This is a genomic window from Methylobacterium sp. PvP105 (assembly GCF_017876975.1).
Taxonomy (GTDB): domain Bacteria; phylum Pseudomonadota; class Alphaproteobacteria; order Rhizobiales; family Beijerinckiaceae; genus Methylobacterium; species Methylobacterium radiotolerans.
The window spans coordinates 3,767,394-3,784,446 of sequence record NZ_JAGIPA010000001.1 but is presented as its reverse complement, the minus strand read 5'-3'; the positions used below and the strand labels follow the sequence as shown (position 1 = coordinate 3,784,446).

General features: G+C 73.5%; 12 protein-coding genes. 2 read left to right on the top strand and 10 right to left on the bottom strand.

Annotated features, from left to right (window positions below; genetic code table 11):
* Positions 1-8: 8 nt before the first annotated feature.
* The 9 genes from J3A75_RS18710 to J3A75_RS18670 all read right to left on the bottom strand — a co-directional run bounded on the left by J3A75_RS18710 (position 9) and on the right by J3A75_RS18670 (position 12,296).
* Positions 9-521 (bottom strand): prolyl-tRNA synthetase associated domain-containing protein, encoded by a 513-nt coding sequence (locus tag J3A75_RS18710; RefSeq protein ID WP_024829781.1) that lies wholly within the window; start codon positions 519-521, stop codon positions 9-11.
* 8 nt (positions 522-529) lie between these two features.
* A complete protein-coding gene (locus J3A75_RS18705) occupies positions 530-1,312 on the bottom strand; it encodes an electron transfer flavoprotein subunit beta (protein WP_070999569.1) in 783 nt (260 codons plus the stop codon).
* Positions 1,309-2,532, bottom strand: a complete 1,224-nt coding sequence (locus tag J3A75_RS18700) for an electron transfer flavoprotein subunit alpha/FixB family protein (protein WP_209650674.1) — start codon at positions 2,530-2,532, stop codon at positions 1,309-1,311. Before J3A75_RS18700 ends, J3A75_RS18705 begins: the two co-directional genes overlap by 4 nt.
* Positions 2,529-4,424, bottom strand: a complete 1,896-nt coding sequence (locus tag J3A75_RS18695) for a DUF3483 domain-containing protein (RefSeq protein WP_209650673.1) — start codon at positions 4,422-4,424, stop codon at positions 2,529-2,531. Before J3A75_RS18695 ends, J3A75_RS18700 begins: the two co-directional genes overlap by 4 nt.
* A gap of 8 nt (positions 4,425-4,432) precedes the next feature.
* A complete protein-coding gene (locus J3A75_RS18690) occupies positions 4,433-6,475 on the bottom strand; it encodes an NADH:flavin oxidoreductase (RefSeq protein ID WP_070999566.1) in 2,043 nt (680 codons plus the stop codon).
* A 62-nt stretch (positions 6,476-6,537) separates the two neighbouring features.
* Positions 6,538-7,677 carry a hybrid-cluster NAD(P)-dependent oxidoreductase gene (locus J3A75_RS18685; RefSeq protein ID WP_029358872.1) on the bottom strand — a complete coding sequence of 380 codons (1,140 nt, stop codon included), beginning with the start codon at positions 7,675-7,677 and terminating at the stop codon, positions 6,538-6,540.
* Positions 7,678-7,679: 2 nt separating this feature from the next.
* Entirely contained in the window at positions 7,680-8,939 is a 1,260-nt protein-coding gene (locus J3A75_RS18680; RefSeq protein WP_012319444.1) for an aromatic ring-hydroxylating oxygenase subunit alpha, read from the bottom strand.
* A 130-nt stretch (positions 8,940-9,069) separates the two neighbouring features.
* Entirely contained in the window at positions 9,070-10,935 is a 1,866-nt protein-coding gene (locus J3A75_RS18675; protein WP_070999565.1) for a glycoside hydrolase family 15 protein, read from the bottom strand.
* A 116-nt stretch (positions 10,936-11,051) separates the two neighbouring features.
* Complete coding sequence (locus tag J3A75_RS18670; protein ID WP_043073768.1) at positions 11,052-12,296, bottom strand: acyl-CoA dehydrogenase family protein; 1,245 nt, start codon at positions 12,294-12,296, stop codon at positions 11,052-11,054.
* A gap of 124 nt (positions 12,297-12,420) precedes the next feature.
* Here J3A75_RS18670 and J3A75_RS18665 point away from each other — a divergent pair, with 124 nt between their 5' ends.
* Both J3A75_RS18665 and J3A75_RS18660 read left to right on the top strand, forming a co-directional pair.
* Positions 12,421-13,176, top strand: a complete 756-nt coding sequence (locus tag J3A75_RS18665) for a response regulator (protein ID WP_012319441.1) — start codon at positions 12,421-12,423, stop codon at positions 13,174-13,176.
* Positions 13,173-14,582: an ATP-binding protein gene (locus J3A75_RS18660; RefSeq protein WP_063110457.1), complete on the top strand. Its 1,410-nt coding sequence runs from the start codon at positions 13,173-13,175 to the stop codon at positions 14,580-14,582. Before J3A75_RS18665 ends, J3A75_RS18660 begins: the two co-directional genes overlap by 4 nt.
* A gap of 25 nt (positions 14,583-14,607) precedes the next feature.
* Here J3A75_RS18660 and J3A75_RS18655 read toward each other — a convergent pair whose 3' ends face one another.
* Positions 14,608-16,764, bottom strand: coding sequence for a methyl-accepting chemotaxis protein (locus tag J3A75_RS18655; RefSeq protein ID WP_012319439.1), 2,157 nt, complete (start codon positions 16,762-16,764; stop codon positions 14,608-14,610).
* Positions 16,765-17,053 lie beyond the last annotated feature (289 nt).

Below are 17,053 nucleotides of genomic sequence, written 5' to 3'. Positions count from 1 at the left end.
GGGCGGCGTCAGGCCGCCTGCGCCGCCTCGGGCAGCGCGAACGGTTCCGGCATGTGCCCCTCCGCGCGGAGCGCGGCCAGCAGGTCGTCCGGCGTGAGATTGAGGGTGCGCGTGCTCACGAGGGGATGGACGTTGATCCGCGCCGCCGTGAGCAGGCTGTCCTGGATGAAGATCCTCACGCGGCCCGGCGCGGCGTTGAGGGCGGCGAGCGGCGAGACCGCGCCGCTCGCGACGCCGAGCTGCTCGCCGAGCGCCTCGGCGCTCGCGAAGGACAGGCCGCCCCGCGCGCCGAGGACGGTCCGGAACGCCTTCAGGTCCACCTGGGCGTCGTGATGGAGCGTGACGAGGAAATACGTCCTCTTCCCGTCGCGCAGGAACAGGTTCTTGGTGTGCGCCCCGACGATGTCGCCGCAGGCCGCCATCATCGCCTCGACGGTCAGGACCGCCGCGTGCTCGTAGAGCTTGTAGGCAACCCCGCGCTCGCGCAGACGGGCCAGGAGATCGTCGGAGGTCAAAGGCATCGGGTTCCTCATCGGGGTTCGCGGGTTGGTGGCGCGAGGACGCCGATCCGGCGCAGGTGCGCCAGGATTTCCCGGGCGGCCTCGTCGGGCTCGGGCCGGACGAGGAGGCGCCCGCCGCCGGACGCGGCCTCACCGGTCGCCGCCCTGAGCCGCTCCGCCGCCGAGCCGCCGGACGGCGCACCTTTTACGAGTTTCGGCCGGCGGCGATAGGGGCGTTCCTCGAGGGCCGGGACGGGGGCGGCCGACGGGTCCGGGTCGCCCGCGACGGTCTCGATGGCGCCGCGCCGCGCCTGCCCGTAGGCGAACGGGAGCGGCGCGGGCGCGTCGGGATGGAGCGTGGCCAGGACCGGCCCGCGCAGGGTCACGCGGCGGCGGGCGCCGCGGCCGAGGGTCTGGTCGAGGGACAGGTCACCCGCGTCGCCGACCGCGAGGGCGACGACGTCGGGGATCAGGAGGCAGTCGAGGGCCTGCGCGAGCGCGTAGGGAACCATCCCGGTCTCGTCGCCCCCCTGGCCGCGACGGCCCGCGAGGATCAGGGCGGGCGCCATCGCCGCCAGGCGGGCGGAGAGCGCCGGCACCGGATCGACTTCAGCCGGCAGGGGGACGTGCACGATCCGGGACAGGCCGTGGCCCAGGGCGTCCGCGACGGCGGCCGCGTCCGGCCCGGCGTGGAGGCCGACGGCCTCGCCGAGGCCCGTGGCGAGGCGGATCGCCTGGGCCTCCAGCCGCGGCAGGACCGTCGCGCCCGAGACCGGATGCCGCCCGGCGGAGAGGAGCACGACGCTGATCATGGGCTGCCCTCCGGGCGCGCGGCCTCCTCGGCCAGCAGCCGCAGCAGGGCGGGCATGACCGTCTGCGCGTCCTGCACGATGGCGAGGCCCGCCCGCTCGATCATCGCCGCGTGCAGGTCGGTGTTGACCGCCACGACGTGCTCGCAGCCCGCGACACCCTGCAGGTGCTGCGGCGCGCCCGAGATGCCGAGGGCGAAGTAGCAGGTCGCCGCCAGGACGGTGCCGGAGGCGCCGACCTGGGTCCGGCGCGGCATTAGCCCGGAATCGCACAGGACCCGGCTCGCGCCCGGGGTCGCGCGGAGCGCCGCGACGAGCTGCCGGAACGTGTCGAGGTCGGTGACGCCGTTGCCCGCGGCGGTGACGAACTCGGCGAGCGCGAGCGGCACCGTGGCCGGGTCGGCCGGGAGGCGCTGCGCCGAGCGGATCGCCGTCCCGACCGGCGCGGGCTCCGCCATCGCGACCGCCAGCGGCCGCGCCTCCCGGGGCGGGCCGGCGTACTCGGCCACCGCGTCGGAGGCGACGGTGGCGAGCAGCCCCGGCGCCGCCCGCTGCTCGACGCTGCGGCCCCGCGCCGGGCGGATCAGCCCGGAGGCGGAGACGCCCTCGGCCTGGGTGAACAGCGGCGCGCCGAGCCGGACCGCGACCCGGCGGGCGACGTCGCCGCCGTCGAGGGATTCCGGGAACAGGACGTGCCGCGGACCGAGTGCGGTCAGGGCGGCGGCGATCCGGGCGGCCCGGCCGGCGGGATCGTAGGCGCGGTCACCGTCGCCGTGCGCGAGGAGACGGTCCGCGCCCGCCGCGCCGCATCCGGCGCAGTCGCCGGCGGCGAGCAGCACGACCGCGCCGTCGCGGCCCGCGAGGACCCGCGCGGCGCCGAGGAGCTGCCGGTCGTGGGTCGAGAGCCGGCCGCCGGCACAGTCGGGCACCGCGACGACGAGGAAGGCCGGGTCGTCCACCGTCACGATGACTGGCGCCGCCTGGGCCGGGCGGGCCGCCTGGACCGATACCGGCACCGCGGGGCGGTCCTGCTGGCTTACGTCGAAGCGCGGGCGGGCGGGGCCGGCGACGCGCCGGCCCTCGCGCTCGGCGCGCGGGTCGCGGCGCGGGCGACCGCCGGCGGCCCGCGCCGCGCGGTCGAAGCGCGGCCGGTCTCCCGTGTCGCGGGGTGCGACGCGCTGGGCGGCCCGCTCGGCGCGGGGGTCGCGGCGCAAGCGGGTCATCGGCCCGCCTCCACGGCCTCGAGGAGCAGCTCCGCGATGTCGCGGATCTCGGCCTCGCGGTCGGTCACGCCCTCCAGCATCGCCGTGCAGGACGGGCAGGCGACCGCGACAGTTCCGGCACCGGTCTCGGCCGCCTGGGCCATCCGCAGGTCGGGGATGCGCCGCTCGCCGGGGATGTCGCTCACCGGGGCACCGCCCCCGCCGCCGCAGCACATGGCGCGGCGTCCGGAGCGGGCCATCTCGACGCGGGTCAGCCCGATCGCGTCGAGCAGAGCGCGGGGTGCCTCCGTCTCCCCGTTGTAGCGGGCGAGGTAGCAGGGGTCGTGATAGGTCACGGCCCGGTCCGGCAGGCGCCCCGGATTCAGGCGCCCGTCCCGGACCAGTTCCAGGAGGAACGCGGAGTGGTGCACCACCGGGTAGCGGGCGCCGAAGTCCGGGTACTCGTTGCGCAGGGCGTGCAGGGCGTGCGGATCCGCGGTGACGATGCGCCGGAAGCGGTGGCGGGCGAGCGTCGCGGCGTTCGTCCGGGCGAGGTCCTGGAAGGTCGCCTCGTCCCCGAGCCGCCGGGCGAGGTCGCCGGTGTCGCGCTCCTCCGGGCCGAGGACGGCGAAGTCCACGCCCGCCTCCCGCAGGAGCCGCACGAGGGCCCGGAGCGTGCGGCCGTAGCGGAGGTCGTAGGCGCCCTCGCCGAGCCAGAGCAGCACGTCGGTGCTCTCCCGGCCGGAGATCAGCGGGAGGTCGAGGCCGGCGGCGAAGTCGGTGCGGGCCCGGAGCGGCCGGCCACCGGGATCGCCGGCCTGGCGCAGCTCCGTCACCGGGGCGACCGCCTTCTCGGGCAGGGCGCCGCGCTCCAGGGTCTCGTGGCGGCGCAGGGCCACCACCGCGTCGACGTGCTCGATCATCATCGGGCATTCCTCGACGCAGGCGCGGCAGGTCGTGCAGGACCAGAGCGTGTCGGGATGGATCCGGGCGTCGGGCCCGATCAGGCGGGCGAGGGGACCCCGCCCGCCCGCGGCCTCGCGGCCGCCCGGATAGGGCGCGCCGGCGTAGGCGGGCTCCGCCGGCGACAGGCCGGCGACGAGGTCCTGGATGAGCCGCTTCGGGTTGAGCGGCTGGCCGGCCGCGAAGGCCGGGCAGGCCGTCTCGCAGCGCCCGCAGCTGACGCAGGCGTCGTAGGAGAGCAGCCGGTTCCAGGTGAAGTCCGCCGGCGTCGCGACGCCGAGCCGCGGCGCTTCGAGGTCGAGGGGCTGGAGCGCGGTGTCCGGCCGCCCCGCGAAGCGGCCGGGCCGCGGATGGGCGACGAGGTGGAGGGCGCCCGCCGCGGCGTGACGCATCGGGCCGTGGCGCACCTCGAAGGCGAGGCCGAGGCCGCCGGCCGCCGCGAGCGCCAGGGCGACGGGGGCGAGGAGGCCGCCGCCGGTGGCCAGCGCCAGGGCCGTTACCGCGCCGCCGAGGGCGTAGGCGACGAGCAGGACGGGCAGGATCTGGAAACGCCCGGCCGAGAGGCGCGGCGTCCGGCGCGGGTAGCGGCGGGCGCCGACGAGCAGCGCGCCGGCGGCCGTGACGGCGAAGGCGAGGGCGACGAGGATCCAGTAGGGCGCGAACCCGCCCAGCGGCGGCAGGATCGCCAGGGCCGTCAGGACCGAGGCCACGAGCAGGCCGCCCGCCACCACCGCGTGCATCCGCGACGCGTAGGCGTCCCGCACCACGACGTTGTGCACGTCCACGAGGTAGCGCCGGGGCAGCTTGGCGAGGCCCTCGAGCCACGCCACCGGGGCGGTCGCGCCGGCCCGCCAGAGGATCGCCCGGCGCGCGACCTGAACGAGGGCCAGCGCCGCCATCGCCCAGACGAGGCCGGGGAAGACGGTGGCCAGGGAGACGGGACCGGCCATGGCTCAGCTCAGATGTCCTTGCACAGCCGCAGGGCGTCGTAGAGCGCCGCGTGGATGTTGCGGCCGGCCACGGCGTCGCCGATCCGGTGGAGGGTGTAGCCACCGGACAGGTCGAAGGGCTGCGGCTCGCCGCGGAGCAGGGCGCCCTGGTCGGTCCGGCCGCGATTCACCGAGCCGGCCTTCAGGCCGTGATAGAGCCCGTCCACCGGGAGGGTGCCGTGATCCACCACGATGCGGTCGACGAGGCGCTCCTCCTCGGCGTCGGTCATGGTGTTGCGCAGGGCCGCCACGAAGCGGTTGCCCTCGGGGTAGATCTCGATCAGCTCCATGTTCGGCGTCATCACCACGCCGAGCCTGTAGAGTTCGCGCAGGTGGATCGGCTGGTTGGTGGTGCCGACCTCCTCGGCCACCATCCGGTCGTGGGTGGCGATCTCCACGAGGCAGCCGCGCTTGGCCAGGAGTTCGGCGACCGAGGCGGCGTTGTGCTGGCCCATCTCGTCGTAGAGCAGGACCGAGCCGGTCGGCTCGACCGCGCCGGAGAGCACCTCGGCCGTGGTCACGGCGTGCGCCTCGGCCCCCTTGGCGTGGCCGCGGGACGGGCTGCCGCCGGTGGCGACGATCACCACGTCGGGCTTCTCGGCGCGGACCGCCTCTTCGGTGGCGGCCGTGTTCAGGCGCAGGTCGACGCCGAGCTTGGTGACCTGGGCGACGAGCCACCGGGTGATGCCCGACATCGCCTCGCGCCAGCCGGCCTTCGCCGCCAGGGTGATCTGTCCGCCGGGCTGGGCGCCCTTCTCGAACAGCACGACCGCGTGGCCGCGCTCGGCGCAGACGCGGGCCGCCTCGAGCCCGGCCGGCCCGGCGCCGACGACCACGACGCGGCGGCGGACCTCCGCCTTTCGGATCTCGTGGGGCATCGTGGCCTCGCGGCCGGTGGCGGCGTTCTGGATGCACAGGGCGTCGCCGCCGACGTAGATGCGGTCGATGCAGTAGCCCGCGCCGACGCACTGGCGGATGTCGTCGGCCCGGCCCTCGGACAGCTTGCGCACCAAGTGCGGGTCGGCGATGTGCGCCCGGGTCATCGCCACCATGTCGACGTGGCCCTCAGCCACTGCCCGGGCCGCGGTCGCGAGGTCGGTGACGCGCTGGGCGTGGAAGACCGGCACGTCGACCTCGCGCTTGATCGCGCTCGGCAGGAACAGGAACGGCGCCACCGGGAAGGACATGTTGGGCAGGGAGATCGCGTGGGCGATGTGGTCCCGCGCCTGCCCGCCCAGGATGTTGAGGAAGTCCACGAGGCCGCGCCTGGCATATTCCGAGGCGATCGCGAGGCAATCCTCCTGCGAGAGACCGTCGGCGATCATCTCGTCGCCGGACATGCGGATGCCGATGACGTAGGCGTCGCCGACCTCGGCGCGCATCGCCTCCAGGACCTCGATGCCGAAGCGCATCCGGTTCTCCAGGCTGCCGCCGTACCGGTCGGTGCGCCGGTTGACCGCGGGCGACCAGAACTGGTCGATCAGGTGGCCGTGGGCCGCCGAGACCTCGCAGCCGTCGAGTCCGCCCTCGCGGCAGCGGCGCGCGGCCGCGGCGAAGCTCCGCACCACGCGGGCGATGTCCTCCGCCTCCATCTCCTTCGGGATCGTGCGGGAGGCGGGTTCCCGGCGCGGCGAGGGCGCGAGCGTCGGCAGCCAGTGCTCGGTGTCCCACTTGGTGCGGCGGCCCATATGGGTGAGCTGGATCATCAGCTTGCCGCCGTGGGCGTGGACCCGGTCGGCGAACTGCCGGAAGAACGGGATCACCGCGTCGTCGGCGACCGAGATCTGGTTCCAGGGGGCGGCCGGGCTGTCGGGGGCGACCGACGAGGAGCCGCCGAACATGGTCAGCCCGATCCCGCCCCTGGCCTTCTCGGCGTGGTAGAGCTGGTAGCGCTCCTGGGGCTTGCCGTCGCGGCCGTAGCCCGGCGCGTGACTGGTGGACATCACCCGGTTGCGGATCGTCAGCCCCTTGATGGTCAGGGGTTTCAGCAGCGCGTCGGCGTTGGCGATCACGGGAGCACTCCCGAAGGCGAGGGGGTGTGCGATGCGGGGAGGGGCCGGGCGCGGCCCGGGCCTCACCGCTCGATGACGAGGTCGCTCGTCGGCCTGGAGCAGCACAGCAGGGCCATGCCGGCATCGATCTCGCGCTGGCGGATGCCGCCCGCGTGGGTCATCGCCACGGTGCCGGAGGTCACCTTCGACTTGCAGGTGCCGCACAGGCCCTTGGCGCAGGAGGAGGGCAGGCGGATCCCGGCCTTGCGGGCCGCGTCCAGCACCGTCGTGTCCTCCGGGCAGTCGAGCACCCGGCGGGTCTTGGCGAACTCCACCCGGAAGCTGCGCACGCCCGCGGCCGGCGCGTCGTCGAGGGCGTGCTCCGCCTCGCGGGCGGCGTCCTGCTCGGCCTCCGGCAGGGCGCCGAAGTCGAAGCTCTCCTCGTGGTACCGGGCCATGTCGAAGCCGGCCTCGGCCAGCATCGCCCGCACCGCGTCCATGTAGGGTTTCGGGCCGCAGACGAAGACCGTGCGCTCGAGGAAGTCGGGCACCGTCTCGCGCAGGAGCGCCGGGGTCAGCCGGCCCCGCGGGCCCGTCCAGGCCTCGCCCGGGGCGTCGGCCTCGCAGATCGCGTGGACGCTGAGCGCCGGGTCGCGGCGGGCCATCAGGGCGAGCTCGTCCCGGAAGACGATGTCGGCCGGGCTGCGCGCCGAGTGCACGAAGGCCAGGTCGCGGCCCGCCCCGAGGTCGTGGAAGGTGCGCGCCATCGCCATCATGGGCGTGACGCCGCTGCCGCCCGACAGGAGCAGGTACTTCGCCCCGGGATGGGTGAAGCACGAGAAGTCGCCCATCGGACCGAGCGCCCGAACGCTGTCGCCGGGCGCCAGATGGTCGTGCAGCCAGTTCGAGACCGGCCCGCCGGCCACGCGCTTGACGGTGATCGCCAGGGTGTGGGGCCGGGTCGGGGCCGAGGAGATCGTGTAGCAGCGGTGGAGCGTCTCCCCGCCGATCTCGAAGGCGAAGGTGAGGAACTGGCCCGGCCGGTAGCGGAACGTCCGCGGCTCGCGGGCGGCGAGCACGAAGGTCTTCACGTCGTGCGTCTCGGCCCGCACCGCGACGCAGGTGAGGACGTCGTCCGTCTCGGCATCCCAGGGCGCGCTGGCCGCGAGCGACGCGGCGGCCGGCTCTGCCGATCCGGGACTTCTGGCGGAGGCCGCGGCCACGATCAGCGCCCCAGATGCGCGGCCATGCGGCCGACGTACCAGGTGCAGAACTTCTCCACGAGCATCTCGGTGTGGGGCGAGTACGGGCCGGGCTCGTAGGCCGGGCTGCGCACGCCCTGCTGGCAGATGCCGACGAGCTCGCTGTCCTGGTCGTTGGTGGCCTCCCAGACGCCGGTCAGGTTGGCGAGATCGTAGTCGACGCCCTCGACCGCGTCCTTGTGGACGAGCCACTTGGTGCGCAGGAGCGAGCGCTCGGTGTCGAGTGGGAGCACCGAGAAGGTGACAATGTGGTCGCCGAGGAAGTGGTGCCAGGAATTGGGCTGGGTCCAGACCGAGAGGCCGCCGAGCTTGGCGTTGGTCAGGCTGCCGAGGAGCTTCCGGCAGGCGGCCTTGGTGTCGATCGTGTGGGATTCACCCTCGCCGTCGAGCGGCAGCCGCTCCGTGCGGAAGCCCGTGATCATGGTGTCGAGCTCGTCGATCTCCTTCGACGGCAGCCCCTCCGCCTCCCACTCGCCGTGGCGCGTCCGGAGCAGGCTGCCGTAGCGCTCGGCCTGGGCGCGGTCGTGCTCGTCCATCTCCTCGGGAGCGAAGCCGAAGCCGTAGGCGAAGAGCGGCACGGTCAGCTCGGGATGGTTCGCGCCGCAATGGTAGCACTCGCGGTTGTTCTCCATCGTGAGCTTCCAGTTGCCCGGCTCGACGATGTCCTTCTGGAAGGCGACCTTGGTGTCGCGGATGTTGTGCGGCGCGATGTAGGGGCCGAGCCGGGCCGCCATGGCATCGAAATCGGCGGGCGGGTCGTCGGAGAGGCAGACGAAGAGCAGGCCTTCCAGCGAGCGGATGTGGACGGGCTTCAGCCCGTGGCAGCCGCGCCTGAAATCCGGCCCCATGTGGTCGGCGTGGATGAGGGCGCCGGTGAGGTCGTAGGTCCAGGAATGGTAGCGGCAGACGAGGTTGCCGACGGTCGACTTCTCCTCGTGGACGAGCCGGGCGCCGCGGTGGCGGCAGACGTTGTGGAAGGCCCGGACCGCGCCGTCGTCGTCGCGGACGATCGCCACGGAGGTCGTGCCGATGTCGACGACCATGACGTCGCCGGCCTCCGGCACGTCGGGCTCGACGCCGACGTAGATCCAGTGGCGGCCGAAGATCACCGCCATGTCGGCGTCGAAGATTTCGGGGCTCAGGTAGAACTCGGCCGGCAGGCTGTAGCCGCGACGGCGCTCCCGCAGGAGACGCTGCAGAGGGGTCGGCGTCACGTCGAGCATGGGACCTCCGGAGCCATTCAGGCCCCGAAACTATCGCCGCCGGACCGACCGCCCGCTGCCACGCCAGCGACACTCGCTTGGTCAACCGCGACGTGGCGCGGACCGGCCTGCGCCGGGAGCTGGAGCGGCGCTACTCGGCGGCCGACCGGGCCGCGCTCTCCGGCCTTTCGTCCGCGCCGAAGCGCGCGATGCTGTCCTCCAGACGCAGCGCGGCGTTGATCAGGGCCATGTGGGAGAAGCCCTGCGGCGTGTTCCCGCGCTGCGCGCCGCTGGCCGGGTCGATCTCCTCCGCGAGCAGCCCGACATCGTTGCACCGGGCGATCAGCCGCTCGAAGGCCGCCTTGGCCTCGCCGGTCCGCCCGTCGAGGGCGAGGCAGCCGACCCGCCAGAAGGCGCAGGCCGTGAACGTGCCCTCGTCGCCCTCCAGCCCGTCCTCCATGCGGTAGCGGTAGATCAGGTCGCCGACGCCCAGCTCGTGCTCGATCGCCGCCAGGGTCGCGCGCATCCGCGGCTCCCGCGGGTCGAGGGCCCCGAACAGGGCCACGCGCAGGACCGCGGCGTCGAGGTGATGCGAGTCGTAGGCGCCGACATAGGCCTGCTTCTCGGCGCTCCAGCCCCTCTCCAGATATTCCGACCGGATCTCGGCGGCGATCCGCTCCCACTCGGCGATCTTCGCCTCCGGCACGCCCGCGATGTTGCGGGCGATCCGGGCCGCGTCCCGCAGGGCGACCCAGATCATCGCCTTGGTGTGGACCTGCTGGCGCGGCCCGGTGCGCAGTTCCCAGATGCCGTGATCCGCGTCGTGGCGGTGGCGGATGGCCCGGGCGGTGAGGTTGTCCAGCACCTCCGGCAGCCGGTCGTTGACCTTCTCGGGCGGGTCGTAATCCACCGCCTCGAGGAAGACACACAGCGCCCGCAGCAGCTCGCCGTAGATGTCGTGCTGGTCCTGGTGCTCGGCGAGGTTGCCGATCACCACCGGCCCCACGCCGTTCCAGCCGGCGAGGTGGCTCAGCTCCTCCTCCGGCGGCATGTCGCCGGCGATGCCGTACATCAGCCGCGTCTCCCGTCCGAACGTGCCGTCGCGCTCGCGCAGGAAGCGCAGGAACTCGGACGCTTCCCTGACGTAGCCCAGCATCACGAAGGCGGTGACCGTGAAGGAGGCGTCCCGCATCCACGTGAAGCGGTAATCGTAGTTGCGGTTGCCCGGGACCGCCTCGGGCAGGCCGGCGGTGGCCGCCGCCACGATGCCGCCCGAGGGCGAGTAGGTCAGCAGCTTCAGGCACAGGGCGGACCGCATCACCGCGTCCCGGTAGGCGCCGCGATAGGTGCTGCGGGCGCTCCAGCGGCGCCAGTAATCGGCGGTCGTCTCCAGGCGCCGCCGGGCGCCGGCGAAGTCCTCGATGCAGGCCTCGTCCTGATCCTCGCCGTGCGTCAGGACCAGGTAGGCGGTCTCGCCCTCCGCGAGGTCGAACCGGATCTCGGCCGCGTCGCCCGCGAGGGTCGGGCACGCCTGCGCGTTGACGCGCACGCGCCACTCCCCGGCCTCGAACAGGACCGAACCGCCCTCGACCAGCGGCGTGCAGGGGCGGCGGGCGTAGTCGAAGGTCGGCCGCACCCGGAACGCGCCCGAGACCCGGCCCTGCTCGCAGGTCAGCAGCCGGATCAGGCGGCTCTCGCTCTCGCCGTCCGGTCCCTCGTCGGGTTCCGGACTCGGCGGGTTGACCGGCATCAGGTCGACGAGGCGCGCCCGGCCGGTCTCGGTGGTGAAGGTCGTCTCCAGGATGTTGGTGTCGGGCAGGTAGCGGCGCGCGCTCCCGGCCGGTCCGTCGAAGGCGACGGTGCAGGCACCGCCCCTCACGTCGTCGAGGAGCTTCACGAACAGCGCCGGCGAGTCGTGACGCGGCCAGCACAGCCAGTCGATCGAGCCGTCGCGGGCGATCAGCGCGCAGGAATGTGTGTCGCCGATGAGGGCGTAATCGCTGATGGGCTTCGACACGGAGCTTCCGGATGGCGGCACCCGGTCCGCCGGGCAGGACAGGTTCGTGAGGTAGCCGGGCGACGCCGGGCGGGGAGTCCCGCTCGACGATTCGCCGCACGGGCGCGCGCGGGCGATCAGGCCCCGGGCCGCGGCAGCATCCGGTCGCTGATGATCCGCCGCTGGATCTCGCTCGTGCCCTCGAAGATCGTCGTCAGCCGCGCGTCGCGCCAGTAGCGCTCGACCCGCCGCTCGGTGGTGTAGCCGTTGCCGCCGTGGAGCTGCATCGCCTGGTTGGTGACCCGCACCGCCATCTCGGTGGCCAGAAGCTTCACCATCGCCGACTCGCTCTCGGCGGGCTCCCCCTGGTCGAGAAGGTGGGCGACCTGGTGCCAGAAGGCCCGCGCCTGCGCGACGTCGGCGGCCATGTCGGCCAGCGCGAAGCGCAGCGCCTGGAAGTCGCCGATCGGGTGGCCGAACTGGACCCGCTCCTGGAGGTAGCTCTGGCAATCCTCGACCGCCGCGCGGGCGACGCCGACGGCCCGGGCCGCCGTGTGGACCCGGGCGATGTTGAGGCCGCGCTGGACGGCGGCGAACCCGCCGGAATCCGCGTCCGCCCCCTGGTCGCCGTAGAGCCCGGTGAGCCGGTCGCTCTCGGGCACGCACACGTCCTCCAGCCTCAGCTCGAAGGTCTGGAAGCCGTGATAGCCGATCTTGTCGATCACCCGGCCGGTCACCCCGGGCGGGAAGCTGTCGCGCTCCTTGAGCACCAGGAACGGCTCCAGGCCGGCGGAGCGCGGTTCCCCCGGCTCCGGGTCGCGGGTCCGGGCCAGGACCTCGATGAAGTCGGCCCCCTTGGCGAAGCCCGCCCAGCGCTTGGTGCCGGTCAATCGCCACCGGTCGCCGTCGCGCACCGCCCGGGTCTGCACGCCGGCGAGGTCGGAGCCGGCATCGGGTTCCGACAGGGAGATCGAGCCGATCCACTGCCCTCGAGCCGAGCGCCGGAGCAGCTCCGCCCGGCGGTCCGGGTCGAGGGTCTGGGTGCCGAGGCCCTGGCCGCGGGCCAGGATGCTGCCCACGGACAGCCAGGCGCGGGCCAGTTCCTCCGAGACCAGGCAGTACTCGAACACGCCGAGGCCGAGGCCGCCGTGCTCCGCCGGGATCGTGATGCCGAACCAGCCTTTCTCGGCCATGGCGTCGATGAGCGCGCGCGGCATCTCGGCCTTGTGGCGGTCGAGCTCGTCGGCGAGCGGCAGCACCGTGTCGCGGGCGAAGGCGCGGGCCTCGGCCTGCAGCGCCGCCCGAGCCTCGGTCCGCCAGGGCGAGGCGAGTTCCGGCGGCCGCGGCGCGATCAGGTCCTTCCGATCCTCGGTTCCGGTCATCGTTCCCCCCTGCGATGTGACGCCGTTCGGCAACTCAGTTCAGGTCCGTGCGGGAAACACGCGCTTACAAAATGGTTCCGTGGCCCACCTTCGAATAATCGGCGGATGGCGTCATAATAGCCTGATGATGCAGGCCGACCCGCAGACCGACTCCTTTGCGATGAGCGCACCCGCAACACCCCACATCCTCGTCGTCGAGGACGATCGGGAGATCTCGGCGCTGATCGCGCGCTACCTGCGCGGCAACGATTGCCGCGTCACGCTGGCCGGGGACGGCACCGACATGGACCGGGTCCTGGCGGAGGCGCGCATCGACCTCATCGTGCTCGACCTGATGCTTCCCGGCGAGGACGGTCTGAGCCTGTGCAAGCGCCTGCGCGGCACCTCGCAGATCCCGATCCTGATCCTGACCGCGAAGTCCGAGGACGTGGACCGGATCCTCGGCCTCGAACTCGGCGCCGACGACTACCTCGCCAAGCCGTTCAACCCGCGGGAACTGCTCGCCCGGATCCGCGCGATCCTGCGCCGGGTCGCCGCCGAGGCGCCGGACGCGGACGAGCGGCGGCGGCTGCACTTCTCCGGCTGGACCCTCGACGTCTCCCTGCGACAGGTGCTCTCCCCCGAGGGCGCCCGCATCTCGATCACCGGGGCGGAGTTCGACCTGCTCCACGCCCTGTGTCTCCGGCCGGGGCGGGTGCTGTCGCGGGACCAGCTCCTCGACCTCACCCAGGGCCGGGCCGCGGGCCCGTTCGAGCGGAGCATCGACGTGCTGATCTCGCGGATCCGCCAGAAGATCGAGCGCGACACCCGCAACCCCGAGTTCATCCGCACGATCCGGTCCGGCGGCTACCTGTTCACGCCCGAGGTCACGCGGTCATGAGCGGCCTGGGGCGGCTCCGCGCGCGGCTGCGCCCGAAGACCATCGCGGGCCAGATCGCGCTGCTCGTGGTCGCCGGCATCGCGGTCGCCCACGTGGTCGCCACCGCGGCCTTCCTGATCCTGCACGAGTCGCAGAATCCCGACACGCTGCCGGGCGTGGCCGCGAGCCGCCTCGGGGTCCTGGTGAGGCTCATGGACGCCGCTGACCCGGCGGCGCGACCGGCCCTCCTGGCGAGCGGTCGCAGCCTGCCGCTGATCCACGTGGAGCCCTGGGACGGGACGGTGCCGTCGGGGGCGACGTCGCCGCCCGACCTGCCGGTGATCCGGAAGCTGCGCAACGGCGCCGGTCGGCCCGTGACGATCACCGACCTCTCGGCGGCCGATCCCGAGCGCGGCCGGTCGGACGCGCGTCTCCATATCGGCGTCGTCACGCCGACGGGGGCGCGGCTCCAGGCGACGCTGCCGAACGATCCCCTCCGGGGTCCCCGCCAGGGGGCGCTGATCTTCACCGTGGTGTTCCTGGCGCTGACGCTGGCGCTGCTCTGCGTCTGGGCCACCCGCGCCCTCACGGCGCCGCTGAAGCGGCTCGCGGGCGCCGCCGAAGCGTTCGGCGCCCGCGACGACCACGTGGCGCTGCCGGAGGCGGGCCCGCGCGAGGTCCTCGCCGTGTCCCGGGCGCTGGACCGGATGCGGTCGCGCGTCCGCCGCCTGATCGACGATCGGACTCAGATGCTGGCAGCGATCAGCCACGACCTGCGCACGCCGATCACCCGGCTCCGCCTGCGCGCCGAGTTCATCGAGGACGAGAATGCCCGGGCCTCGACCCTGCGCGACCTCGACCAGATGAACGGCCTCGTCGAGGCGGCGCTCTCCTTCGTGCGCGACGGCCAGATCCGGGACGCGAACAGCCACAGCCTCGTGGATCTCGCCTCGGTGGTGCAGACGGTCTGCGACGACTTCTCGGATTTCGGCGCCCCGGTCAACGTCAGCCGCAGCCGGCACGTCCTGGTCCAGGGCCGGCCCGAGGAGCTCCAGCGGGCGGTGACCAACCTCGTGGACAACGCCGTGAAGTACGGCGGGCGGGCCGACGTGCAGATGGAGGCCTCCGAGCGCGGTGTCCGGGTCTGCATCTTGGATAACGGCCCGGGGATCCCCGAGGCGGAGCGCGAGGCGATGCTCCAGCCCTTCGTGCGCGGCGACCGGGCGCGCAATCTCAACGAGGCGAGCGGCTTCGGCCTCGGCCTCTCGATCGTGCAGGCCATCGTCGAGGCCCATAACGGGCGCCTGCGGCTGGAGAACCGCCCCGAGGGCGGGCTCTGCGCGGCGATCGAGCTGCCCCTGGCCGCCCAGGCCTTCGCGGGTCGCGCGGCGCAGAAGCCCGCGCCGCTCCCGGCCGAGGCGGCCTGAGGCCGCCCCGGGGGTCGCGTCCGGCCTACGCCGCCCGCACGTTGCGGAGGAACTGCGCCACCTCGGCGCGGAGCTGCTCCGAGCGCGTGGCCAGGGCGTCGGACGCCAGCGCGACCGAGTCCGCGGCCTCGCCGGCATCGCCGGCGACCCGGGCAACCTCGGCGATCTCCAGGGTCATCGTGCCGGTGCCGGCCGAGGCCTGCCCCATGCTGCGGACGATGTCCTGCGTGGTGACGCCCTGCTGGTCCACCGCGGCGGCGATGCTGGTCGACACCTGGTTCATCGCCTCGATCTGGGCCGTGATGCCCTGGATCGCCCCGGCCGCGTCGCCCGTGACATTCTGGATCGAGGCGACCTGACGGCTGATCTCCTCGGTGGCGCGGGTGGTCTGGGCGGCGAGTTCCTTGACCTCGGCGGCGACCACCGCGAAGCCGCGACCGGCCTCGCCGGCGCGGGCGGCCTCGATCGTGGCGTTGAGTGCCAGCAGGTTCGTCTGCCCGGCGATCGTCGAGACCATGCCGACCACGTCGCCGATGCGCGTCGCCGCCGCGGCGAGGTCGGTCATGGTCTGCTCGGCCCGGCGGGCCTCGCCGACCGCGGTGGCGGACATCCCGGCCGCCTGCTCGACCTGACGGCCGATCTCCTGGACGGTGGCGCCGAGCTCCTCGGCCGCGGCCGCCACGGTGTTGACGTTGTCGGAGGTCTGCTGCGCCGCCCCGGCGACGCTGGTCGAGCGCTCGGAGGTGCTGGAGACCGCGGCCCGCATGGTGTCCGAGGCCCCCTGAAGCTCCGTGACGGCGCCGGTCAGGCCCTCGACGATGCCGCCGACCGAGTGCTCGAAGCCGTCGGCCAGCTGCTTGAGCATGGCGCGCCGGCTCTGCTCCTCCCGGAGGCGCGCGGCCTCCGTGGTCTGGAGCTGCTGGGCGGCCTCCTCCAGCGACATGTCGCGGATCGTGACCACGGCCCGGGCGATGTCACCGATCTCGTCCCGCCGCTTGCTGCCGGGCACGTCGGTGAGGGCCTGGCGATCGGCGAGGGCCTTGAGCGCGCGGGTGAGGGCGCCGAGCGGCGCCACGATCGAGCGGGCGAGCAGGAGGCCGAGCAGGGCGGTTCCGGCCAGGACGAACAGGCCGGTCAGGATCAGCGTGCGCGACAGGGCCTGGACCGCGTCGATCGCCTCGGCCTGGGTCTGCTCCGCCACCACCGTCCAGGGCGCGCCCAGGACGGTCACCGCGGAGGCGGCCGCCATGTGGGCGCCGTTCTCCGCCGCGAAGTCGACGGGACCGCCGGCCTTGATCCGGTCGGCGGCCAGGCCGATCCCGGCGAGGCCCGCGCCGGCGTGCACGGCGGGGTTCAGCGGCGGGTTGCTGCGCAGGAGGCCGTCCGCGCCGACCGCCAGGATCTGACCCGTGTCGCCGAGGCCCGTCCGCTTCGACAGCGTCTGGTCGAACAGGGTCGGCGTGACCCGCATGACGATGAAGCCGATCCGCTCGGCGGCCTGCGCCGTGCCCATGGCGACGTTGGCCCGCTTGGTCATGGCGCGGCCGATGAACGCGGCCGGGACCCCGTCCACCGGGTAGGCGGCGAAATCCTCGTAGAGGACCGCGCCCGGGTCGGCGGACTTCAGGCGCTCGACGAGGCGCGCGAGCGCCGTCCCCGCCAAGCCGTCGTCCGTGACCGACTTGCCGAAATCGGCGCCCTTCGTCGTGGTGTAGTCGATCCGGCCGTTGTCGTCGAGGAACAGCAGGTCGGCGTAGCCCGGCTGTGCGACGAGCTTGCGCGCCACTTCCTGGACCTTGACGTGCCGACGGGCATACATCGACGACATGCCGCTGCCGTCGAGGGCGACCCGCGCCTCGGCGGTCTGCGGCGCGCGGAAGGCCTCGATGACGCTCGCGGTGTCGGGCTTCGCCGGGTCGAGGTTCTCGAGCAGGTCGGGGAAGTTCGAGACGATCTGCGGGTGCGCCGCCACCGCCAGGAAGTCGGCCTGCGCCCGGTCCGCCACCAGCTCGATCGCGTCCCGGCGCGCCGCCGCGGCGAGCTCGAGGCGCTCGTGGGCCGCGGTCATCAGGCCCGCCCGCGCCGAGTACCAGCTGAAACCGCCCATGGCGGTGGCGCTCAGGAGCGCGAGGCCGACGGTTGTCGCGGGAAGGCGCGTGCTCAGCCGCGATAGCGTGATCATGATGCCCCTGAATTTTTGAGAAATTGCTTGAGGCTTACCAATCGCCCAATCCTTATAAAAATCTCGTAAACACCAATACGCCGCCCGAAACTTCAGCAGACTCGAAACATACAACTTACGAGACAATCCTAGCGCCACAAACCCAAGTTATGAGTGGTCAATCCTCCGTCCCGGCAAGGTTCTGCCGGTCGGATCGTCGCCGGAACCTTGCGCGTGGCGCGGAGGCCCGGCATCCGGCGCGCCCCTGGAGCGCGCATCGTCTCGCGACCCAGATCCCGGCCCGGGCGCT